This is a genomic window from Marinobacterium jannaschii DSM 6295 (genome assembly GCF_000620085.1).
GTDB lineage: Bacteria > Pseudomonadota > Gammaproteobacteria > Pseudomonadales > Balneatricaceae > Pontibacterium > Pontibacterium jannaschii.
On record NZ_JHVJ01000010.1, the window covers coordinates 190,401 to 212,139 of the forward strand.

At 57.7% G+C, this 21,739-nt stretch carries 22 protein-coding genes and 2 pseudogenes; 13 read left to right on the forward strand and 11 right to left on the reverse strand.

The features are described from left to right. Positions 1-92: 92 nt before the first annotated feature. Both Q354_RS0108725 and Q354_RS0108730 read right to left on the reverse strand, forming a co-directional pair. On the reverse strand, positions 93-1,613 hold the full coding sequence (locus tag Q354_RS0108725; RefSeq protein WP_027857270.1) for a tripartite tricarboxylate transporter permease: 1,521 nt from the start codon (positions 1,611-1,613) through the stop codon (positions 93-95). 14 nt (positions 1,614-1,627) lie between these two features. Beyond that, entirely contained in the window at positions 1,628-2,092 is a 465-nt protein-coding gene (locus Q354_RS0108730; protein WP_027857271.1) for a tripartite tricarboxylate transporter TctB family protein, read from the reverse strand. A 949-nt stretch (positions 2,093-3,041) separates the two neighbouring features. Here Q354_RS0108730 and Q354_RS0108735 point away from each other — a divergent pair. The 5 genes from Q354_RS0108735 to Q354_RS0108755 all read left to right on the forward strand — a co-directional run bounded on the left by Q354_RS0108735 (position 3,042) and on the right by Q354_RS0108755 (position 7,253). Next, the gene (locus tag Q354_RS0108735) at positions 3,042-3,389 is read left to right on the forward strand and encodes a RidA family protein (protein WP_027857272.1); all 348 of its coding nucleotides are present in this window, start codon (positions 3,042-3,044) and stop codon (positions 3,387-3,389) included. Positions 3,390-3,425: 36 nt separating this feature from the next. Next, complete coding sequence (locus tag Q354_RS0108740) at positions 3,426-4,667, forward strand: NAD(P)/FAD-dependent oxidoreductase (protein ID WP_027857273.1); 1,242 nt, start codon at positions 3,426-3,428, stop codon at positions 4,665-4,667. Between the two features lie 36 nt (positions 4,668-4,703). Beyond that, a complete protein-coding gene (locus tag Q354_RS0108745; RefSeq protein WP_027857274.1) occupies positions 4,704-5,420 on the forward strand; it encodes an aspartate/glutamate racemase family protein in 717 nt (238 codons plus the stop codon). Between the two features lie 300 nt (positions 5,421-5,720). Further along, the gene (gene rarD / locus Q354_RS25110; RefSeq protein ID WP_084332523.1) at positions 5,721-6,650 is read left to right on the forward strand and encodes an EamA family transporter RarD; all 930 of its coding nucleotides are present in this window, start codon (positions 5,721-5,723) and stop codon (positions 6,648-6,650) included. Between the two features lie 204 nt (positions 6,651-6,854). After that, positions 6,855-7,253, forward strand: coding sequence for a YbaN family protein (locus Q354_RS0108755; protein WP_027857275.1), 399 nt, complete (start codon positions 6,855-6,857; stop codon positions 7,251-7,253). A gap of 20 nt (positions 7,254-7,273) precedes the next feature. Here the strand turns inward: Q354_RS0108755 and Q354_RS0108760 are convergent, their stop codons facing one another. The 3 genes from Q354_RS0108760 to Q354_RS27305 form a co-directional block, all read right to left on the reverse strand. Continuing rightward, a complete protein-coding gene (locus Q354_RS0108760; protein ID WP_027857276.1) occupies positions 7,274-9,169 on the reverse strand; it encodes a hybrid-cluster NAD(P)-dependent oxidoreductase in 1,896 nt (631 codons plus the stop codon). A gap of 55 nt (positions 9,170-9,224) precedes the next feature. Continuing rightward, positions 9,225-9,464, reverse strand: coding sequence for a Rho-binding antiterminator (locus tag Q354_RS0108765; protein WP_027857277.1), 240 nt, complete (start codon positions 9,462-9,464; stop codon positions 9,225-9,227). An 81-nt stretch (positions 9,465-9,545) separates the two neighbouring features. Beyond that, positions 9,546-10,922 carry a methyltransferase gene (locus Q354_RS27305; protein WP_027857278.1) on the reverse strand — a complete coding sequence of 459 codons (1,377 nt, stop codon included), beginning with the start codon at positions 10,920-10,922 and terminating at the stop codon, positions 9,546-9,548. A 151-nt stretch (positions 10,923-11,073) separates the two neighbouring features. On the opposite strand from Q354_RS27305, the gene Q354_RS0108775 reads away from it, so the two are divergent. From Q354_RS0108775 to Q354_RS0108785, 3 genes are read left to right on the forward strand one after another with little or no spacing between them, the layout of a single operon-like run. Then, on the forward strand, positions 11,074-11,292 hold the full coding sequence (locus Q354_RS0108775) for a DUF3820 family protein (RefSeq protein ID WP_036229074.1): 219 nt from the start codon (positions 11,074-11,076) through the stop codon (positions 11,290-11,292). Between the two features lie 59 nt (positions 11,293-11,351). Then, positions 11,352-11,711 (forward strand): CidA/LrgA family protein, encoded by a 360-nt coding sequence (locus tag Q354_RS0108780; RefSeq protein ID WP_027857280.1) that lies wholly within the window; start codon positions 11,352-11,354, stop codon positions 11,709-11,711. Then, positions 11,704-12,435, forward strand: coding sequence for an LrgB family protein (locus tag Q354_RS0108785; RefSeq protein ID WP_036229077.1), 732 nt, complete (start codon positions 11,704-11,706; stop codon positions 12,433-12,435). The genes Q354_RS0108780 and Q354_RS0108785 overlap by 8 nt, the downstream gene beginning before the upstream one ends. Positions 12,436-12,573: 138 nt before the next feature. Here the strand turns inward: Q354_RS0108785 and Q354_RS0108790 are convergent, their stop codons facing one another. Then, a complete protein-coding gene (locus tag Q354_RS0108790) occupies positions 12,574-13,377 on the reverse strand; it encodes an alpha/beta fold hydrolase (RefSeq protein WP_027857282.1) in 804 nt (267 codons plus the stop codon). A gap of 106 nt (positions 13,378-13,483) precedes the next feature. Between Q354_RS0108790 and Q354_RS0108795 the strand changes: the two genes are divergently transcribed. The 4 genes and pseudogenes from Q354_RS0108795 (at position 13,484) to ybaK (ending at position 15,608) form a co-directional block, all read left to right on the forward strand. Then, positions 13,484-14,071: a CGNR zinc finger domain-containing protein gene (locus tag Q354_RS0108795; protein WP_036229080.1), complete on the forward strand. Its 588-nt coding sequence runs from the start codon at positions 13,484-13,486 to the stop codon at positions 14,069-14,071. A gap of 143 nt (positions 14,072-14,214) precedes the next feature. Then, positions 14,215-14,361: pseudogene (locus tag Q354_RS28990) on the forward strand (TRAP transporter large permease subunit); the annotation flags it as partial. 125 nt (positions 14,362-14,486) lie between these two features. Beyond that, positions 14,487-15,032, forward strand: coding sequence for a BPSL1445 family SYLF domain-containing lipoprotein (locus Q354_RS0108805; protein ID WP_036229083.1), 546 nt, complete (start codon positions 14,487-14,489; stop codon positions 15,030-15,032). 99 nt (positions 15,033-15,131) lie between these two features. After that, positions 15,132-15,608, forward strand: a complete 477-nt coding sequence (gene ybaK, locus Q354_RS0108810; protein WP_027857285.1) for a Cys-tRNA(Pro) deacylase — start codon at positions 15,132-15,134, stop codon at positions 15,606-15,608. Positions 15,609-15,634: 26 nt separating this feature from the next. On the opposite strand, the gene Q354_RS0108815 is transcribed toward ybaK, so the two are convergent. The 5 genes from Q354_RS0108815 to Q354_RS0108835 form a co-directional block, all read right to left on the reverse strand. Next, the gene (locus Q354_RS0108815) at positions 15,635-16,981 is read right to left on the reverse strand and encodes a sigma 54-interacting transcriptional regulator (RefSeq protein ID WP_027857286.1); all 1,347 of its coding nucleotides are present in this window, start codon (positions 16,979-16,981) and stop codon (positions 15,635-15,637) included. Beyond that, a complete protein-coding gene (locus Q354_RS0108820; protein WP_027857287.1) occupies positions 16,978-17,535 on the reverse strand; it encodes a hypothetical protein in 558 nt (185 codons plus the stop codon). Before Q354_RS0108820 ends, Q354_RS0108815 begins: the two co-directional genes overlap by 4 nt. 3 nt (positions 17,536-17,538) lie before the next feature. Beyond that, a complete protein-coding gene (locus Q354_RS25120; RefSeq protein WP_036229181.1) occupies positions 17,539-18,936 on the reverse strand; it encodes a sensor histidine kinase in 1,398 nt (465 codons plus the stop codon). Between the two features lie 297 nt (positions 18,937-19,233). Then, on the reverse strand, positions 19,234-19,491 hold the full coding sequence (locus Q354_RS0108830) for an EF-hand domain-containing protein (RefSeq protein WP_027857288.1): 258 nt from the start codon (positions 19,489-19,491) through the stop codon (positions 19,234-19,236). 325 nt (positions 19,492-19,816) lie between these two features. Next, positions 19,817-20,683: a fumarylacetoacetate hydrolase family protein gene (locus Q354_RS0108835; RefSeq protein WP_027857289.1), complete on the reverse strand. Its 867-nt coding sequence runs from the start codon at positions 20,681-20,683 to the stop codon at positions 19,817-19,819. A gap of 174 nt (positions 20,684-20,857) precedes the next feature. On the opposite strand from Q354_RS0108835, the pseudogene Q354_RS28540 reads away from it, so the two are divergent. Next, positions 20,858-21,637, forward strand: a pseudogene (locus Q354_RS28540) (formylglycine-generating enzyme family protein). Positions 21,638-21,739: the final 102 nt, after the last annotated feature.

Sequence of the window (21,739 nt, forward strand, 5' to 3'; positions counted from 1 at the left end):
ATTTATTTTTATTTACGCTTGTTTGTCTTCACAGGGCTCAGGGCCTTTTTGTGGTCAGGTTGCCGCCCTGTGAAGGGATTCTTTTTACTTCCTCAGGCCGGTTTTTCCTCGGCCGGAGCAGGCACTTTTGACGCTTTACGTTTCGCACGCATGCTTGAGTAAACAAAGCATGCGGACAATACGATAAACACCCATGCGAACGGTGAAGCGAAGAAGCGCATGTAGTCGTCACCCACGATGGCGAATGCCTGATCCAGGTTCTGCTCAAGGAACGGTGTCAGGATGAAGCCGATAATGAATACCGCCGGGTTCAGTCCCACCATGCGCATGCCATAACCCATTACGGTAAAGGCGATCAGCACCAGGATGTCGTTAATGTTCTGGCCGGCAGTGAAAGCACCGGTGAACGCGAACACGGTTACGCATGGGAAGATGAAGTAACGCTTCAGGGACGCCATCTTCACAAAGAACTTGAAGCCTGAGCGGGCGATGCCCAGCAGGAACAGATCGGTGATCAGGAAGCCTGCGAAGATCGCGTAGATGGTTTCAGTGTGCTCGAAGAAGATCATCGGACCCGGTGTCAGGCCGTGGATCAGGAAGGCACCCATCAGCAGCGCAGCCACGTCATCACCCGGAATACTCAGGGTCAGCATCGGGATCATGCTGGAGCCGCAGACCGCGTTGTTGGCGGATTCGGCTGCAGCGATACCTTCGACGGAACCCTTGCCATATTCTTCTGGCTTCTTAGAAGTACGCTTGCCCTCACCGTAGGCGATAAAGGCGGCAGTACTGGAACCCAGACCGGGCAGGGCGCCGATAAAGGTACCGATACCACTGGATTTCAGAATGGTACGGAATACTTTTTTGAACTCGGCAAAGCTGATGCGGTTATCGGCCGGGTTCGGCGAATGGGTGATGGCCAGTTCGTGGTGCGGCACCTTGCGGCGACGGATCACGTTGATCACCTCTGGCATCACCAGGACACCGATCAGCATCGGCGTGAAGGTAAAGCCGCCGATCAGTTCATCAATACCGAAGGTGAATCGGGCGGAGCCGGTGATGGAGTCCATACCCACCATTGCGAACAGCATACCCAGGCAGCAGGAGAGCAGGCCGCGTGGGATGGATTCACCCGCCATCGAACCGATCACGGTAAAGGCGAACAGCAGCAGGAACACTTTCTCAATCGGGCCGGCCTGCAGGGAGATTGCAGAGATCGGCGCCGCCACCAGAATCAATACCAGCGTGGCAATCATCTCACCGGAGACGGAGGCGAACAGCGACATATCCAGCGCCTTGCCCGCTTTACCCGCCTTGGTCAGGGCGTGACCGTCCTGAGCCGTCAGGAAGGATGCCGCCGCACCTGGCGTATTAATCAGGATCGCTGAGATCGAACCGCCATAGATGCCGGCTTTATAGACCGCCAGCAGCATAGTGATACCGATAATCGGATCGACATAAAAGGTCATCGGCAGCATGATGGCGATCGCCATGATGCAGGATATACCCGGAATGGCACCGAAGATAATACCGATGAAGACACCGGCAATGATGCCCAGGATCGGGCCGACTGCCAGGATTGCTGAAAAACCGCTAAGAATATTATCAAACATCAGAATAACTCCCCTTACAGCGTCCAGGTTGGCAGGTAGACGCGCAGGAACTCACGCGATCCGTAATAGATCAGTACGGGGGTAATAACTGACATGGCAATGATCGGAATCCAGTTCCGGCCACCCAGCAATAACGCTACGCCGAGCATGACAAATGGCGTGGTGACCATGAAGCCCAGGTGAGGTACGGCAAGCCAGTAGACGATGAAGATACCGATATAGATGAAGATGCCGGAGAAGCCTTCAGTGGAAATCACTTCCTGGCCTTCCAGTTCAGCACCCTTAGACAGCTTCATAAACGACTGGATAGCAATAGTGGCTGCAAAGATAAGGATGAAACCCGCTACGACACGTGGCAGAAACATGATGCCCAAGTCGCTTTCGGCACCACCGTCTGCAAGATTGTCGTTGGTCAGAATGATCACCGCAGCGATCATCAACAGCGTCGACAGGACGACGTCTATTTTTCTTCTATCCATTGTAATACCTGAAGTATTTCTTATTTTTATCGGCCTGAAGCCAGCCCCTCTGAGGTGGGCTTTGGTGGTCAATCAGTCAGTGCTACACAACTGAATTTTCCACGCCACAGATCGTTGATGGATTCAGTGTAAATAAACTGAATATAGATACAATTCTAAAAAATATTTGATTATATAAGTTTCGCTTATGTTCTGGGTGCTGCCTAAGCCTGCGCTAATCAGCTTGCGCTGGGGCACGGGCGCTGACGTCGCCGGCATCATCTTGAGATGCGCATCCGTCCGTCGGAGGTGCCCGGTTACCTATAAAAAGAAGCCCGCCTTAAACCAAAGTATTAGTCAGGTTCTTTCAGTCCGGCAGCAAGTCGGCCCCGCTGTGGCTGACAGACACTTCGCAACATCGCTCGCCGGATAATTCAGATGCCGGTCCCGCCCGGCCAATGGTGTCCGGTCGTTAACCGGGCTTGTCGCCTGGTTTTGACTGCCTTTTGCCAGAGTCGTCACTGAATATAAGCAAATCTGATGAAATGTTAAAAATTAACGATTTGGCATTATGTTTTGTGACGCAAATAATATTCCCATCAACGCCCTGACCTGAATCGACTCAGATAACAGGCCGCATAAGCAGTAAGAGAAGACCCCGATTTAGCCGTCGAATGAGGCCGGATGCCGGAGCGATCCCTCCGCAGACTCCGTGGCTCGATACTTCTCTACTGTGGATTCGGCATGCTGCTTATCTGAGGCCATCGCGCGCCGTACTGCCGCCAAAAGCGGCTGCTGTGATCGCAGGCATGATTCCGGTTGCTGTTTGATAGGCGCCCCGGCAACGGGGCGCTGACAAAAGACGAAGACACAAGACGAAGACACAAGACGAAGACAAGGAAGCACCGGGCTGACGGCGTGGCCGGGCCCGGTTAACCAGCTGTAGCAACCAATAACAAGAGAGTATGAAATGATCCAACGCCAACATTCCAATCAACGTATGAGTCAGCTGGTGAGCGTCGCCAACCTGGTATGGACAGCCGGACAGGTAGCAAAAGACCCTTCTGAAGATATGGCAGGGCAGACCCGCCAGATCCTGGCCCAGATCGATGCGCTGCTGGCTGACGCTGGCAGCAACAAGAGCCAGCTGGTCAGCGCCAATATCTGGGTGTCTGATATCCGCCAGTTCGCGCAGATGAATGAAGTCTGGGATGCCTGGGTCGACAGCGAAAATGCTCCGGTGCGGGCCTGTGTAGAGTCCCGTCTGGCCCGGCCTGAACTGCTGGTGGAAATTCAGGTGGTGGCGGTCAAAGCCTAAGATACTGAGGCGTGGTGATCTCATCACGTAGCGAATATGCAAAGTACACATATTGCGATTATCGGTGCTGGTGTGGTCGGCCTCTCGACCGCTCTGTGCCTGCAGAAGGCGGGTTACAGGGTCACTATCATCGACAAGGAAGCGCCGGGAATGGGGGCTTCCTTTGGCAACGCCGGCCTGTTTGCGGATTACGCCCGTTTGCCGTTCGCCAAGTTTGCGATGATGCGCAAGATGCCCGGGATGCTGCTGGACAAAACCAGCCCGCTGTCGATGCAGGGCAGCTACCTGCCTGCACTGATGCCCTACGGCTGGGAATTCGTGAAAGCCTGCTTTCCGGCGAAATATGCCCGCGGCAAGGCGGCGATGAAATCGCTGCAGGAGCACGCCAGGCTGGCAGATCAGGCCCTGCTGGATCTGACCAATGCCCGGGATCTGATTAAGTCAGAGGGATGTCTGGGGCTGTTTGCCACAGAACAGGGTTTTGCCACCGCGCAAGCCGGAGACCTGCAGGAACGACGGGATCAGGGCGTAAACCTTGAATTTCTGACGGCAGCTCAGGTAAGCGAGCTGGAACCGGACCTGGCCGGTTTTCATGCCGGTGGCGTTTTCTATCCGGATACCCGGTTTACGGTGAGTCCGCTTGAACTGAGCCGGCGCTACGCCCGCCACTTCACGGACAACGGTGGCCGTATCCTGCAGGACAGGGTGAAGGCTCTGTCACCTGATGAGGCTGGCGTTAATGTCAGCCTGAGCGACAGCAGTGTCCGATTTGATCGGGTCGTCGTCTGTACCGGCGTCGCATCCAGAGAGATCCTGGCGCCACTGGGTGTCAGAATGCCGCTGGTGAGCGAACGTGGTTACCATCTGACCCTGGATATCGGGACTAAGGCCCTGAGCCGTCCGGTGGGCTGGCTGGATAAGGCGGTATTCCTGACCCCGATGGAAGATGGTGTGCGGCTGGCAGGGATGGCTGAGTTTGCCTTCGCTGATGCGCCGATTAATCCTCAGCGTGCCGATGGCATGTTGCAGCACGCCAAAGTGATGCTTGGCTGTAACCCGTCGATTAAATCGACCTGGGTCGGCAGTCGGCCAACGACACCGGATTCATTGCCGGTGATCGGGGCTCTGGATAAACACCCCCGGGTGACTGTGGCCTTCGGGCATGGTCATCTTGGCCTGACTTTCGGCGCAGTGACCGGCCAGCTGATTACAGAGACTATTCTGGGACAGACCCCGACGGTCGATCTGTCTCCCTTTTCCGCTGCGCGTTTCAGCTGATTGGCAGCGGGTTCAGAACAACAATAAGGAATACATATGATTATTAAAGGCGGCATCAATATCTGTGGGCTGACCATCGGCGTGATCTCACTGGAATCCTACTTTCCAAAACCTGATGGGCATATAAAACACCCGGCCAGTTTTGATTTTCCGGTGTTTTATAAGACGGTGCAGGGCGCGACCATCGACCGGCTGATCCGCGAGCGTGATCCTGAACTACTGAAGCCGTTTATTGCCGCGGCACAGGAACTGGAGCGCGAAGGCGTGAAGGCGATTACCGGCAGCTGCGGCTTTCTGGCGCTGCACCAGAAAGAGATTGCGGATGCGGTGGATATTCCGGTGTTTATGTCCAGCCTGATCCAGGTGCCGCTGGTCTCACGCATGCTGAAGCGTGACCAGAAAGTCGGTGTGGTGGTCGCCAACAGCGATGCACTGTCGGCAGATCACCTGCGCGGCGTCGGCATTGCCGACGAACCAATGGTGGTCGCGGGCATGCAGCATCAGCAACAGTTCGCGGAGGTGATTCTGCGTGGTGAGACCGATGACCTGGATATGGCGCTGTTTGAACAGGAGCTGTGCACAGTGGTGAAGGGCATGCTGGATGACAATCCGGATGTGGGGGCTATTGTGCTGGAATGCACCGATCTGTCGCATTTCGCACCGGCACTGCAGGCAAAGTTCGGCCTGCCGGTATTTGACCTGAGCAGCCTCACCCGCATGGTGGCGGCCGCTGTGGATCGCCAGATCGCCTGATTTCAGTTGCTGTCTTTCCCCGATCGACAGGGCTCAGGTTGAGCGGTTGACCTAAGGGAAAAACACCAAAAAATCCGACCCGGGCTGCACCCCGGGTCGGATTTTTTCTTACTGAAGTCTGCTGAGGGCACTGCGGCTGTCTCGCCGTAGGGGCTGCGGCTGTCTCGCCGTAGGGGCTGCGGCTGTCTCGCCGTAGGGGCTGCGGCGGCTTCGTTAACGCTTAATTTAATCTGACGGATGCGCAGGCAAGCTGCGTGATTCGTTATTCCAGCCATCGTTTATTTTATTCTGTAATCCAAAATGCACCGATCTAATCTTCTGCAGGGTGGCCTGCTATGGACCACCTGCGCCTATGTTATCTGGGGCCTGACGCCACTCTTTTACCAACATCTGCGTGGGGTGGAAGCCATGGAGATCTTTTCGTTGCGGGTGCTCTGCTCGGTACCGCTGATGGCGCTTTTACTTTGGGTGACTGTTACGCCGCTTCGGGTATTTAAACTGCTGATGGAGCCGAAAACGTTTTTCTGGCTGTTCCTGTCAACCGCCTGTATCTCTACCAGCTGGTACCTGAATACCTGGGGCGCGACCAACGGCCAGGTGCTGATGGTCAGCCTGGCCTATTTCCTGACGCCGCTGATCAGTATCCTTATCGGTGTGTTCTACCTGCGGGAGCGGCTGACGCCCCTGCAGCGGGTGGCGCTGGTGCTCTGCGCCTCGGGGTTTCTGTATGCCTGCCTGAGCCTGAACAGCTTTCCCTGGCTGACCATTGGTATTGCGCTGGCGTTTGGTTTTTACGGTGTAATCAAGAAACAGGTCAGGATCGATACCCTCAACGGCCTGACTGCAGAAACGCTGCTGATGGTGCCGCTGGCGCTGTTCTACCTGATCGGTACGGCAGGGCATACCCAGTGGGAGGCCGGTGACGATAGCATCCGTCTGTTACTGATACTGACGGCTCCGATGACCGTACTGCCGCTGGGATTATTCGCCTTTGGCGTAGCGCGGATGAATAACCTCACCACCATTGCGATTCTGCAATATATAGAGCCGACCCTGTACTTCCTGCTGGCGGTGTTCGTATTCGGCGAAGTGATCGATATGCAGCGTCTGACAACCTTTGGCCTGGTCTGGGCCGGCTTTATCGTCTTCTCAATCGACGCCGCCCGGCGTGCCAAGCTGGCTAAGCCCGCCAAGCCCGCAGCCGCCGGGCTCGAACCGGAAACCGCGTAGATTGCCCGTCGCCGCTGTGTATAATGGATGATGACAGCTGAGCTGAACTTTATGCTGTCTGTTTTACAGCGGCGTCGTTATTTGTCTATTTTTAATGGTGACCATTCTGTATCTGACAAAATAACCGGTCGGGTTGCTGGCTCCGGGCCAGCGGCAGCCTCGCCGGATTTGTTAGCCGTATAACTGCCGCAGAGGAGCAGGGGTGTGACGAAGATTCTCTACCTGATAGCCGGACTGACCTGCCTTTTGCTGGGGCTGGTCGGTGTCGTGCTGCCGCTGCTTCCTACCACTCCCTTTGTGTTGCTGGCGGCGTTTTGCTTTTCCCGCAGCTCAGAATCCCTGCATCGTAAACTGCTCGAAAACAAGCTGTTTGGCCCGCTGATCCGCGACTGGGAAGATAACGGCGTTATCCCCCTGAAAGCCAAATGTATCGGCAGCAGCATGATGATCCTGATGGTCAGCTATCCGCTGATCTACCGCGACTTTGCTATCGAGCTGAAGGCGCTGGTGGTGCTGACTATTATCTGCGTGCTCTGTTACATCTGGAGCCGCCCCAGCGTGGCAGTGATCACGGCCAAAGCCGGGATCAACAGCGGCCGCTGAAGGCCGGCCCGTCACAACCATCAGACTGCTTTGACCACCAGATCGCTGAGCGGTATCGAGCTGCAGGCGAGCACTACACCCTTTTCCTTTTCTGCCTCCGATAAGGGCCCCGTTGCCAGTTGCCGCACCTGCCCGGAGACCAGCTGAACCTTGCAGGTGCCGCAGATTCCGGCGCGACAATTGCAGTCCATGCGGATGCCCTGTTCATCGGCCTGTTCCAGCAGCGTCTGGTGATTGTTGCCGTGGATCAGGGCGTCGTGGTTCTCCAGCCGGATCGCCAGATCGGCGAACGGCAATTGCTGATCCTCCTCTGACAGCGCAGGGGCCTTGAAGCTCTCCTGAAACCAGCGTTGCTCGGCCAGGCCCAGCTGGCGTGAGGCTTCACGGGCCTGGTCCATAAACCCCTTGGGACCGCAGCACATAACCGCGCGTTCGGTCAGGTCCGGCACCAGTGAGATTAGCAGATCGCGTTCCAGCCGGCCTGATGGCCCCGCCCAGGCGCTGTCCGGCTGACTAAGGCTGAATATCAGCTTCAGGTGCGGGTTCTGTGCCGCCAGCCAGGTCAGTTCGGCACGGCAGATCAGGTCGGCCTCGGTGCGGGCCTGATGCAGAAACACAATGTCGCGGTGACTGTGGTTGTCGCTCAGGTAGCGGCAGATCGACAACAGCGGGGTGATACCGCTGCCGGCGGATAGTAGCAGCAGCTTCTCGGCGCTGCTGCTGTTGACGTTGAACTGCCCCATCGGTCCCAGAGCGGAGATCTCATCTCCCGGTTGCAGGTTGTCGTGCAGCCAGCGGGACACCGTTCCATCGGGCTGGCGCTTGACCGTAATCGCTAGGTCGGACGGACGGGAGGGCGAGGAGGAGAGGGTGTAGCAGCGGTTAACGGTTTCGCCATCAATCTGCGGTTGCAGGGTGATAAACTGCCCGGCCTGATAGTCCGGCTGCAGTGTCGGTGGCAGGGCGAAGCGGAAGCTGACCACATCCGGTGTTTCCTCTACCCGGGCGACACAGCGGAGCCGGGCCGGTTCATTTGCCTGCCAGCGGGCTGACGTTGCAGGCAGCGGTGCCGGACGGATGATCAGGCTGTGATTCGCATACTCAGGCGGCGGCGCTGTCTCCAGCACTTCAAGGCTGTCGCCCCGGGCGATCCGGCCCTCATTGAGCGGAATCAGGTTCTGCCCGAAGTAGACTTCGTTATCCTCGCCTTTACGGTAGCGCTGCAGGGTCTGCAGCGGCTCGCCATCGCCCACCGGCTGGCCGGTATCCGGATCGTAGGTGGTCATCACACACCGCGAGCAGGGTTTCACCAGCGCAAACTCCACCTCACCGATTCGTACCCGTTTCCAGCCATCCTCGGCAAACGCCTCGGTGCCGCTGATCACCAGGTTGGGGCGGAACTGCTCCATACGGTTGATCCGCTGGCTGCGCTGATTCAGATCCTGCAGTGACGCCTCCGAAATCAGCAGCAGCGGGTAGCCATCGGCAAAGCCCACCGGTTTGTCCGGCTGGCGTGAGGTAAAGCGCTGCGACTGCGGGCCAAAGAAATGTAACCGCGCCGGTCGCCCCAGTTTGCTGCTCAGCCACTCATTCTGCTCTTCATTGAATTGCTGGGCGCTGACCTGATCGCCCCAGACCTCCACATTCCGGTAGTGCTCAGCCAGCCGGTGCAGGTCGATGCTGATCCGCTCGCCGTCCGGGGCGATCAGTAACAGCCCCTGTGGTATCAGCAGGGTTCTAAACCCCAGCAGCTTCGGACACTCGCGGGCGGTGATAAAGTGGCCGTCCGGGGCGCTGATCATCAGGCGACGGTCGAAGCTCAGCCCGGCCTGCTCGACAAAGCTGCTGCTGAGGCTGATGCCGGCGGTGGACTTAATCGGATAGATATGGATAGCAGAGAGCTGTGGCCCGGTCATGACGGTGTCCTTTCGTAAGGCTGGGGGAGGGTGCTGAGGTTGAATCGCACCCGGGCTAGTAGGGCAGTTTGCTACTGATCCTGTCAAGGCGGATGCGCAGTTGCTCGCCGGACGGGCTTTCCGCGATCAGGTACTCTTCGCCACGTTTATTCTCCAGATCGAGGAAACGTAGCGGCTGTTGCCGGGTCGTGCCGCTTTCATCCAGCCAGGTGACACTGTGGATCGCATGGCGCATACAGGCCAGTTCATAGCCATCGTGAACTTCGCAATTGATCGGTTGGTATTGAGTATTCATGCCGGTTCCTCCTGCTGCTATGACCATCATTTGCCGACAAAGCTCACTATAGCAGTGGAAAAGTACAGGATCTGCAGGGATTCAGGGCTTACGAAACAGCAGGATCTGGCCTTGCAGCATTTCGCCGTGCTCCTTACGCAGCGGAATTCCCGCGCTCAGCAGCAGCTCAAGTCCCTGCGTTTCGGCCAGTTGCTGCAGGTAGGCTTCACTATGGCGGAAACGGCCGCTGGGAGTCAGCTCCGGGGTCAGCTGCTCGCCAAGCTCCAGAGTGCAGGCGAAAGTTCCGCCATCGTTAAGCCAGTGCGGCAAGCGGATAAACAGCGGCTTCAGGTCGCCGAGGTAGATCAGTACATCGCTGGCGGTGATCAGGTCGAACGGGCTGTCCGGCTCGAACCCCAGGATATCGTCACAGATCAGTCGCTGGTAGCAGCCTTTATTGCGGGCCTGTTGCAGCATCTGTTGTGACAGGTCCACGCCGGTAATCTCGGCGGTCTCAAACTGCTGGCGCAGTGCCTGCCCCAGCAGTCCGGTGCCACACCCCAGGTCAAGAATCCGTGCCGGTAGTCCGGGCAGCCAGTTTGGCAGCAGGCTGGCCAGCCTGGCGGGCGCATCGTAGCCCAGCCTGCCGAGCAGGCGCTGTTCAAACTCGTCGGCGTGGCGGTCGTAGAGTCCGCTGATATAGGCCGCCGGGGCACGGGACTGTCGCTGTCCCGCCTGTGCCGCCAGCAGATAACGAGCCGGTTCGTCATCCGGTCGCAGCTCCAGCCCTTTGTGGTACAGCTGTATTCCGGCGTCGCAGGCGCCGGCCTCAGACACATAGTGCGCCAGCTCGAACCGGCTGTCGGCATCCAGCGCGATACTGTCGATAAACTGCAACAGGCTGTCCGATTGCCCGCACAGACACAGGTTTAACGCCCACTCCTGCAGCCAGTCAAAATCACGCTGGCTGTCACTGATCGCTGACAGCAGTGTCAGGGCTTGCTGCGCCTTGCCCTGCTGGCGCAGGCACACGGCCATGCTGATCTTCGCATCGGTCAGTTGCGGCTCCAGCTGCAATGCCTTTTGCAGGTCCAGCTGCATCTGCTGCCACTGTTGCTGGCGCTCATGCAGGTTGGCGCGGTTGAGCAGGAAGGGTGCATTGTCCGGAAACAGGCGCAGGGCCTGATTAATAGCATTCATCGCGGCCACCTGATCACCGGTCTGCAACCGGGCCTGGCTCAGGTTGCTGAAAGCCTGGGCGCGGAATTTATCTGCTGCCTTAAGCTGGCTGGCCGTCTCCAGCTGTTCACAGGCGGCGACCGGTTCACCGTCTTTCAATAGGGCGACACCGTAGAGATGGACGCTGTTGAAATCCTGCGGATTACTATGGATGAGTTTGCGACAGATAGCGCGGGCCATCGATAGCTTGCCCTGACTGAGCAACCGCAGTGCCTTCTGGAGTAGCTGTTCCTGATTCATGTCTAAACGCTGGAAACGGTTGGGTAGTGGATAGGATTGGGCGTAATATAGTCGGCCGCGAATCCACTCTCAATATGTTGAAGCCGCCGACGCAGCCGATCTGTATCGATGTGGGCATCGCGCTCTCCAGAAATCAGCCTTGAATCCCGTGATGAACGACCTGAACCCTGAAATGTTGTTGAAACTGGCCCTTATGCAGATGCCCTTCGGTAAGTATAAAGGCCGCGTACTGATGGATCTGCCGGAACCTTATCTGCTGTGGTTCAGCAATAAGGGCTTTCCTCCGGGCGAACTGGGTGAGCTGATGGCCCTGATGCTGGAGATCCAGATTAATGGCCTGGAAGAGTTGCTTACGCCACTGCGTCGTTAACGCGGTGCATAGCTTCCGCTGTCTCCGGGCTCCAGCTGGCCTGAATTAGGGATTAGACCATGTTGCGCGGTTTTCTGATTTTAATGTGTTTTCTGCTACTGGGAGAGAGCATCAGCTTTCTGCTGGCTTTGCCGGTCAATGGCGGGGTGGTGGGGATGCTGCTGTTAACGCTGTGGCTGATGATTAATGGTGATGTCAGTGCCGACCTGGTTTCGGCCAGCCAGAAGCTGATATCGGTGCTGGTGTTTCTGATTATGCCCGGTGTGGTCGGGGTGTTTTTTCTTGCTGATGAGTTCACTTCTCAATGGTTGCCGGTGATCGTTGCCCTGTTGCTCGGTACCCTGCTGAGTGTGCTAACCACATTCCTGCTGATGCGCAGCCTCGGTAATGATAAGACGGAATCCCGGCATCATGACTGAGCTGCCTCAACCTTTCCCTGCACTGTTGCTGCAGTTGATGGAAACCCCTTTGCTGGCGATCACCCTGTCGCTGGCCGCTTACTTTGCCGGCCGTACCCTGTTTCGCTGGCTGAAACAGCCGCTCTGGTGCCCGGTGGCGTTATTGTCGGCCTCGCTGCTGGCGGCAACACTGGCATTGTTATCGATCAGCTATGAGGACTACCGCCGCGAGGCCGAGTGGCTGACATTGTTGCTTGGCCCGGCCACCGTGGCGCTGGCGGTTCCCCTCTACCAGCAGCTGCATCATATCCGCTCCGCCTGGCGGCAGATCCTGATCACTCTGCCGGTGGCGGCAAGCTGTGCCGCCCTTTATGCCGTGTTGCTGGCGATCTGGCTGGGCGCTTCAGCGGATGTGGTGGCGTCGCTGGCTCCGAAATCGGTAACCGCACCCATCGCTATCGGCATCGTTGACCAGCTGGGCGGTTCCGTCGCGATGATGATGGGCGGTTTGCTGATTACCGGTGTTGTATCGGTGCTCTTCGTCGAGTTGCTGGCCCCCAGGCTGAACATCCGCGATGAGCGTATCATCGGTTTCGTGCTGGGCATCAATGGCCACGCCATCGGTACCGTACGCGCCTTTGAAATCAGTCAGCTGGCAGGCGCCTTCGCCTCGCTGGGCATGAGCCTGACCGGCGTCTTCACCGCCATCTGGCTGCCGCTGGTCTGGACGTTGCTGGCGTTTTAGTGCCGCTATCCGGTGCGACTATGACTGCGCCGGGATGGCTCCGCCAGGTAGTATGGAAGCAGCAGTAATGGGCCAGACGTGGTGGATCAGTTGTACAGGGGCTGTCGATATCAGTACCGGAATGCTGGCTGGCGCGGATCATCGCAGCATTGCCGCCACGATTGCTTCCGGCGCATCTTCCTGCATCAGGTGCCCCGAATAAGGTACGGTGGTTAGCCTGCCCCCGGTTAATAAGTCCGCCAGTTTGTGTCCCTGCGTGACCGGTATCCACTCATCTTTCTCACCCCACAGTATCTGCACCGGTTGCTCCATGGGGGCATAGCGTATCTCTATCTCATCGGTATAACGCTGATCCATCTGGGCGATCTGACGGTAAAACGCGGCTTGTCCTTCTGGGCCTTGCCAGGGGCTCATGTAAATCTGCATCGCTTCCTCACTGAGTGGGTTAAAGGCCGCGCCCTGCAGATAAGCACGTAGCAGGGCGTCGTGCGCGTAGGCGGGTAATCCGGTGAACGCTTCCTGGTGTTTGCGAATATGGGCTACAAAAGGGGAGCCCCAGGGGGCCAGTGCCACTGGGTCGATAATCGTCAGGCGCTTGATGGCGACAGCGTTGAGATAGTGCGCGCGTAATACGGTGGCACCGCCAAAGTCATGACAGAGTATCTCGGGTTGATCGATGCTCCAGTGCCTGAGCAGGGCAGCCAATAACCGGTTTTGTACCCCGAGTGAGACATCCTGACCGGCTTTCATTTCCGACTGGCCATAGCCCAGCAGATCAAAGAAATAGAGTTGCCACCGATCTGCCAGCAGTGGCGCGATCTTACGCCAGACCTGCGAAGAGAATGGCGTACCATGAACCAGTAGCAAAGGGTCTCCCTGGCCGATACTGCCCCAGGCTACGGATTGGCCTTCGAATTCAAAGCGGTTTGGAAGATTAAGCATCACAGTACGCTCCTTGAAACCATTAATTTGAAATTAAAGGTTACGATGTTGAAAAAATGGCTGCAACCATTAAATTGGAATAAATGGTTATGGATGGTTGGGGCTTATGAAAGAGTGGGATGAAAAGGCGTTTGTCGGCGGGCATCCGGTACTGGACTTTATTAATACAGTTGAGGATGTGGATAAGTCGCGAACGATCAGTCGTATTGCCCGTTGGCCGGAGTTCTGTGCCTGGGCGAACGCCTCGACGATGTTTAATAGTGAGCAACTAAATGGCCTTAAAGATCTGGCAAAGCAGACCGACACCTCAGTGATACTGCAACGCCTGCATCGGCTGCGGGAATTGCAGTATCAGGCTTTAGCCCGGATAGCGGCAGGTGAGGGTGGACAAGAAGCTGAGCTAACTGAGCTTGAAGTGGCTATCCGCCAGGCACTGCAGCGATCGCACTTGCAGGCGGCAGAGGCCGGTTATCTTTGGCAACCGGATCTGAATCATGAGGACTGGGTCAGTGATCTGTTGCTGCTATCGCTGGAGCACCTTTTAAGGTCAGGCCAACTTGCCAGGCTAAAACAGTGTGGCCGCTGTTCCTGGCTGTTTCTCAACAAGGGGCGGGGCAAGGGGCGTCGCTGGTGTGATATGAGTACCTGTGGCAACCGCGCCAAGCTGGAGTCATTCAGAAACAAGGAGCATTAGCAAAAAATGGCCGCTCGCCTCTACCGCGGAATCTCCTGCGGCCGGGATCTCAGTCTGTTACAGAGCACGCTGCGGTAACGATTGCGCTGTCCAGTCCAGTCCAGTCCAGTCCAGTCCAGTCCAGTCCAGTCCAGTCCAGTCCAGTCCAGTCCGGGACCTCGATCTCGGGGCTGTTTATCGCGGGCGTTGGCCCCGGGCTGTTGATTCTGGTGATGTTCTCACGCTACTCATACATCTATGCCAGCCTCAAGCCGATCCCGACCGTACCGCGTGCCAGCTGGCGACAGCGCCGGTTCCGCTGTCCGGCTGAAAGCGGGACTCCCGCCGAAGCCTGAGACGAATCAGCTTTCCGCGCCGCCATCTGATGACTGGCAAGCTATCCTGAAGAGGTAATCAACCCCCCGGAGGTATGCCTATGTTCTGGTTCAAGACAGTGGCGGCCTCCTTAGTGCTGAGTGTGCTGATGATCAGCCCGGCCGTTGAGGCTGCTTCCAGGCAGGAGATCGACGCTAAGGTGAAGGCTGCGCTCGATACGTTTTATGAAACCACGGCGGCCGGACGAGAGCTGGCTGGCAAATCCGTGGCGATGCTGGTGTTTCCGGATGTGGTCAAAGCCGGGTTCGGTATCGGTGGTGAATACGGTGAAGGTGCCTTACTGCGGAACGGCCGTACCAGCGGCTATTACAGTATTGCCTCGGCGTCGATCGGCTTTCAGTTCGGTGCCCAGGTAAAATCCGAGATTATCCTCTTTATGACATCCTCCGCGCTGAACGGCTTTCTCAGCAGTGATGGCTGGGAGGCCGGTGTTGATGGCAGTGTGGCGCTGGCCACCCTGGGAGCCGGCGGAGAGATCGATACCCAGACGGCGCAGCAGCCAATTATCGGTTTTATCTTTTCCAATAAGGGCCTGATGTACAACCTGTCGCTGGAGGGCGCTAAGATCTCCGAAATCGCCCGTTAAGCATAAGCGCCGGTCAGACCGGTTATGCTCCGGCTGGTCAGGGATTTAACCGCAGCGCTATAATCGCCCGCCACGATGAATTTCCAGAGGGATCGCTCTATGACTCCGGCGATTAATGCCGCCAAGAAAGGCAAGGTGCAGTACCAGGTGCATGAATACCAACATGATCCCAATGCGGAATCTTTCGGTGAGGAAGCCGCGACGCTGATGGGGCAGGACCCGGCGCGGGTATTCAAGACCCTGCTGGTGGCGATGAACGGCGATAACCGTAAGCTGGCGGTGGCCGTGGTACCGGTGGCGGGCAAGCTGGATCTGAAAGGGATGGCGAGCGCCCTGAAAGCCAAGAAAGTCGCGATGGCCGAGCCGGACGATGCGGAGCGGGCGACCGGTTACGTGGTGGGGGGGATCAGTCCGCTGGGACAGAAAAAGCGCCTGCCTACGGTGCTGGATGACAGCGCGGCTGCATTCGACAGCATCTTTATGTCTGCCGGCCGGCGTGGGCTGGAGATCGAGATGGCGGCATCAGATCTGGTCAAGCTGACCGGTGCCGTGCTGGCACCGATCGGTCGCGGTTAACGCACCTATATCCGTTCGCAGGCTGCTTAGCTGGCCTGTTGCTCTACCGACTGCTGTTTGAACACCGCCGGTTCCAGCTGGTGCTTGCTCAGCAGCTTGTAGAAATCGGTACGGTTACGTCCGGCGATACGGGCCGCCTGTGAGGCGTTGCCTTCGGTGATCTGCAGTACCTTGCTCAGGTAGCGTTTTTCGAAGGCGCTGCGGGCATCGTTAAAGCTCGGGATTACCTGCTCCTGGTTGGCCAGCGCCTGGGCGACGGCACCTTCACTGATGATCGGTGTCGGGCTGAGGGCGGTGACCTGCTCCACCACGTTTTCCAGCTGACGTACGTTACCCGGCCAGGCGGCCTGGGCCAGCTTATGCAGGGCGCCTTTGGCCAGTCCTTTTACCTTGCTGTTATGACGCTGTGCGGCTTTCTCGACAAAGTGTCGTGCCAGCAGCGGGATATCCTCCGGGCGTTCGCGCAGGGCGGGCAGGGTGACATTGACGACGTTGAGGCGGTAGAACAGGTCTTCACGGAAGTCCTCTTCCTTCATCGCCAGCTCCAGGTCCCGGTGGGTGGCCGAAAGTACCCGCACATCAATCTTGATATCTTCGGTACTGCCCACCGGGCGGATAGTGCGCTCCTGCAGGGCGCGCAGCAGCTTAACCTGCAGCGGCTGGGGCATATCGCCGATTTCGTCCAGAAACAGGGTGCCGCCGTCGGCCGCCTGAAACAGGCCGGTGTGGCGATTGACCGCGCCGGTGAATGCGCCTTTGGCATGACCGAACAGCTCTGACTCCAGCAGCTGCTCGGGCAGGGCACCACAGTTGATGGCGATAAAAGGCTTGTCGGCGCGGGCGGAAGCCTTGTGCAGGGCCCGCGCCAGCAGTTCCTTACCACTGCCGCTGGGGCCGCTGATCAGCACGCTGACATCGGAACGGGCAATTCGCTGCACCTGGTCCAGCACCTGGTCCATGGCATCGCTGCGGGCGATGATCTCCTTGCGCCAGTCCGCGCAGCGATTACGCTTGCCCTCCAGGGCGGAGTCGATGGTCTCCAGCAGCTGCTCGCGGTCGATCGGTTTGGTCAGGAAGCCAAAGACGCCCTGCTGGGTAGCGGTCACGGCTTCAGGAATCGAGCCGTGGGCGGTGATAATCACCACCGGCAGTTCCGGTCGCAGCTTCTGCACTGTGCTGAACAGCGCCATACCATCCATCCCTTCCATACGCAGGTCGGTGAGGATCATATCGACGCTGTCATCCAGTTGGGTCAGTGCAACGCGTGCGCTTTCGGCACAGGTGACCTGATAGCCGCTGGCTTCCAGTCGAATACTTAATAATTTCAACAGCGATGGATCGTCATCCACCAGCAGGATATGGCCCTGGCTCATTGGATCTGCTCTCGCTCCTGTTCAAGTTCACTTTCGATCGCCGTCAGTGCTTCGATCTGACGGCGCAGACGGTGGATAATGCCCTGTTGTTTCTCGTCATTCTGGCGCCGTGCCAGCAAGAGTTCGGTCTGCTTCTTCCGCAGCAGCAGGTAACGGTCGCCGACGCAGGCTTCATGGTCGCGCAGGCCCTGCTTGTTGTACTGCACCAGTGCAGCGGCCAGAGAGTTGCTGTCGGAAGATACTTGGGACAGCAACAGGGCGGTCTGGGCATAGTCCTGCGCCTTGCGTGATTCACTCAGCATGCTCTGGCGTTCGCCCTCAGCGGCCTGGATAAAGCGCAGTTCGCGGGCCAGCAGATTGAGGTGACGTTTGCCGGCGATATAGCAGAACAGCTGCTTTTGCTGCTTGGGTTCCACGACCGTGGGCTGCTTGCTTTGGCTGTTCGCTGCCGCGGCGGCCTTGTTGCCGTCAGCGCTGTTGTCCTGGGGCTTCAGGGGCAGCTGACAGCCGCCGAGCAGCAGCAGAGGGAGCAGGCAGGATAGTGTCTTTCTCATGATTCAATTAGCGTCATTCAGTGTTAGGCGGAAACAGACCCGGTTGTCGGCGTTGTATTTGAGGCTTAGTTCGGCCCCCAGCGCTTCCGCCGCATCGCGGGCGATACTCAGCCCGATTCCAGAGCCCTTAACCGGGCCGGAGCGTTTGTTTTTACCCTGATAAAAGGGGTCGAACAGCCGCGGCAGATCCTCGTCCGGAATCGTCGGTCCGCTGTTCTCCACATCGATCATCAGCTGGTCTTCGGCCTTATTCAGGGCAATATTCAGTTTGCCCCGGTCGGTGCCGTACTGGGCGGCATTGGAGATCAGGTTACTGATCACCCGCAGCAGCATCGCCCGGTCGGTAGGCCAGTATACCTCGTCGGGAGGCAGACTGACCTGAATCTCTTTCTGGTTGAGGAGCAGACGGTTGGGATCGAGTGCCTCGCGCATCAGGGTACGGATCGCCTGGGGTTGCATATCCACCGGCTCATACTGCTGCATGCGATTGTAGTCGAGCAGTTGTTCAATCAGCGACTGCAGCTGGCGGGCACCCTGTTGCAGCAGGTTGACGATCTCCTGTTGCTCGGGGCTGAGCTCTCCGGCGACCCCTTCGGCCAGCAAGTCGGAGCCTTCGCGCAGTGTGGTCAGCGGGGTTTTCAGCTCGTGCGACATATGACGCAGGAAGCGTTGTTTCTCGGTTTCAGCGGCCTGCAGCTGTTCGCTGAGCCAGTCCAGCTGCTGGTTCAGCGCTTCCAGCTCTTTGGGCCCGCCAATACGCCGTCCCTGGCTGCGTTCGCCGCCGCCCAGGGCCTTGATACGTCCCGCCAGCAATCGCACCGGGCGGGTCAGCCGGGCAGTGAAGAACAGGATCAGCACGGCGGACAGGCTGATCAGCAGCGCCGACAGCATAATCAGTTTCTGCTGGGTATCCTGGGCTTTCTGGTTCAGCGCCTTCAGCCGCTGGTTCAGTTCGGACTCCAGCTGTTCATTGAGGGCCGCTGTCCGTGACAGCAGGGCGCGGGCGTTCTCCTCCACGGCCTGCAGTTTCTCCAGCTCCATCAGGGTACTTTGCAGGGGCTCGCTGGCGCTGCTTTTTTCCAGGATAAAGCTCTGCACCGCCAGCAGCTTGTGATACTCACTGACCTGCTGTTTCAGGCGTTCGAGGATATCGTCCCGGCGCAGTATCTGATACTGGCGGGCGGCGCGGTTCACATTCTCGGCCAGCCTCAGCAACTGCTGGCCGCGCTGGCTCATCTCCAGCGTATGCTGGGCAATGGTGCGGCCCTGCTGCGACTGTTTGACCAGGGCATTACCCGCCTGATAGAGCAACACGCCCAGTGGCGTGACGACCAGCAGGAATGCCAACAGGATCTGTTGGGTCAGTGAAGCGGAACGCCAGAAATTGGATGACTTGGGCATGTACAGCTGATTAAAAATTGAACGGGTGCGCATTATCTACCAAACCCGGGATGAGGTTAAGTGTTTTTGCCAGATCGTGGTCACAGTGGAGGCCTCCGGAAAAAGGTAGGGCCGCAGCGAAAGAGGGGGTGCTGCGGCCCTTCAGGGGATAGACAGGAAACCCTCTGGAGGGTAGGGGATGGGATCGGGTCACCTGTCCGGTCTGCGCTGGCCAGTCAAAAACCATCGCAGTACCTAACGTCTGGGGGGACGTCAGATAAAGTACCTTTGCGCGCCGGGGCGCACAAAGTGTGTCTTTCAGGACACCAGGACGGAAAACTCCTCCTGGGTCAGGTAACCGTCTTTATTGGCATCGACTTCTTCAAACTGTTTGACCAGTGCAGGAACTTCCTGCGCTTCCGGGATACTAATCTTGCCGTCAGCGTCTTTATCCAGCGCGGTGAATGCGCTGCTGGCGGATACCGGTGCGTCGATAGTTTCAGCGCTATCCTGCGCAAACGCTGTCAGTGGAGCAGTAAGAACAAGAGCGGTTAAAACGACAGCAGAAACTTTCATGGTGCTTCTCCTTGTTGATGAACATGTTGAATAAGAGCTGTCTGGTATATAGCGAAGTCCGTGCCAGTTTTTAAAAGTCGTTTTAAATCAATTGCTTATATTTTTTCTGATGCGAAGGCGGGATTCTCGGGCAAAAGATGCCTGAAAACAGAGTGAATACTGTCGCATAATGGCGACATTAATCTGCTGTTCATTTTATATTTCAAATAAAACAAAGAGTTAGGTTGTTTCTGATCGGCGACAGCAGAGGCCGGGTTGGGGTGTAAATAGCGACAGATGCAGCAAATCCCCCTGCCAGCAGGTGCGGCAGGGGGCTCAGGCGTCTTCAGTACAGCGGGGTATCTTCCGGCTCTTCGATGACCGGGTTGCTGAGACGGCCAATACCTTCGATTTCGACGGTAACCCGGTCTCCCGGTTTCATATAGCCGCGGGGTTTCATCTTTACGCCGACGCCGGAGCAGGTGCCGGTGGCGATTACATCTCCCGGTTCCAGCGTACAGACCTGAGTAAGAGTTTCCACCAGCTGATAACAGTCGAAGATCAGCTGATCGGTGTTGGAGTGCTGGCGCAGTTCCCCATTCACCCAGGTGCGCAGTGCCAGCGTATGCGGATCGAGTGCGTCGGCGGTGACAATCCAGGGCCCCATCGGCCCGTGGGTATCAAACGACTTGCCCAGCGTCCAGGTGGGCGCCTTTATCTGCCAGTCGCGAACTGAGACATCGTTGACGATGGTATAACCGGCGATCACCCTGTGCGCCTGGTCTCGCGGCACATGGCGGCAACGCTTACCAATCACCAGCGCCAGCTCGCCCTCATAGTCCAGTTTTTCCGACAGGCGCGGCCGGTGAATCGCTTCATCCGGGCCGATGACACAACTGTTCTGCTTGTTGAAGATGGTTGGAAACTGAGGTGTCTCCAGTCCGGTCTCTTCAATATGATCGGCATAGTTAAGACCCACGCCGAGGTATTTGTCCGGCTTCTGTACCGGTGCCAGCAGGGTAACCTCAGACAACGGGATGGCGCTTGCGCTGGCGCAGAGTTGCTGCAGACGTTGTGGTTCGTCCAGGCTCAGGCTGAGCAGTTCGGGCATCTGGTCGGGCAGGGCCGGATCTGCTGTCGCACTGTAAACCTTATCGTCTGCGACGATGCCCGCATGAGTCTTGTCCTGATAGCGAAAGGTAGCCAGCTTCATCGGAACTCCTTTGTCTGATTTGCATTGCTGCTTATAAGCGTTTGCCGCCTATTTTGAAGCACTACGAAACTTGTCGCTATAAAAACAATCTATGCTTTGATGCATTCACGGTCGCTCAATAAGGGGAGTGTAGAGATGGGGCAGATGAGTAGGATTTGGCTATCGGCCTGCGTAATGGGCATTGCGACAGGCGCGGTAGCGGCAGAGCGGGTGGTGATTCCGGCCGGTAACTTCCAGATGGGCTGCTCAGTTGGCGATGCTGACTGTGAGCGGGACGAAGGTGTGGCAGGCGGCATCAGCGTGTTTGTGCCGGCGTTTCAGCTCGATCGCTATGAGGTCTCTGTGGCGGAGTATCAGGCCTGTATAGAGGCGGGTAAATGCGAGAGACCTAAAGACCACGACCGCAACCAGTACTGCAATATCGGTGCGCCGGGACGTGACGATCATCCGGCCAACTGTGTCGACTAGCAGCAGGCGCTGGATTACTGCCAGTGGCAGGGGGGACGGCTGCCGTATGAAGCCGAGTGGGAAAAAGCCACCCGGGCGGAGAGCCGCAGTCGTTATCCCTGGGGAGAGCAGGTGAGCTGCAAAAACGCGATCCTCGATGATGGCGTAACCATGGGCTCGGTGGCCGGAGAACCGGATGGCTGTGGCGAAGACCGTACCTGGCCGCGCGGCAGTCGCGCCGCCAATGCCTTTGGCTTGTTTGATATGCAGGGCAACGCCGGTGAGTGGACTATGAACTGGTATGCGGGCAATGCGCTGGAACAGTATGCCGCCGGTAACCTGAAGGGGCCGGAAAATGGTCGTCAGCGGGTGGTTCGCGGGGGCTCCTGGGATGAGAATGTGGCCAACCTGCGCAGCTCATTCCGTAACGTCAAGCCGCCGGTCAGCGGACGCGCTATCTATGGATCTATCGGCTTTCGCTGTGCCTGGGATGGGGCTAAGCCCTGAGGGGAGATCGGTCGCGGAAGCGCTTTGCACAGGGCGGGGTAAGACGGATCGCAGCGGAGTGACTTCAGCCTGCAGGGAGGCGTGCAATATGGGCGGCGTTGC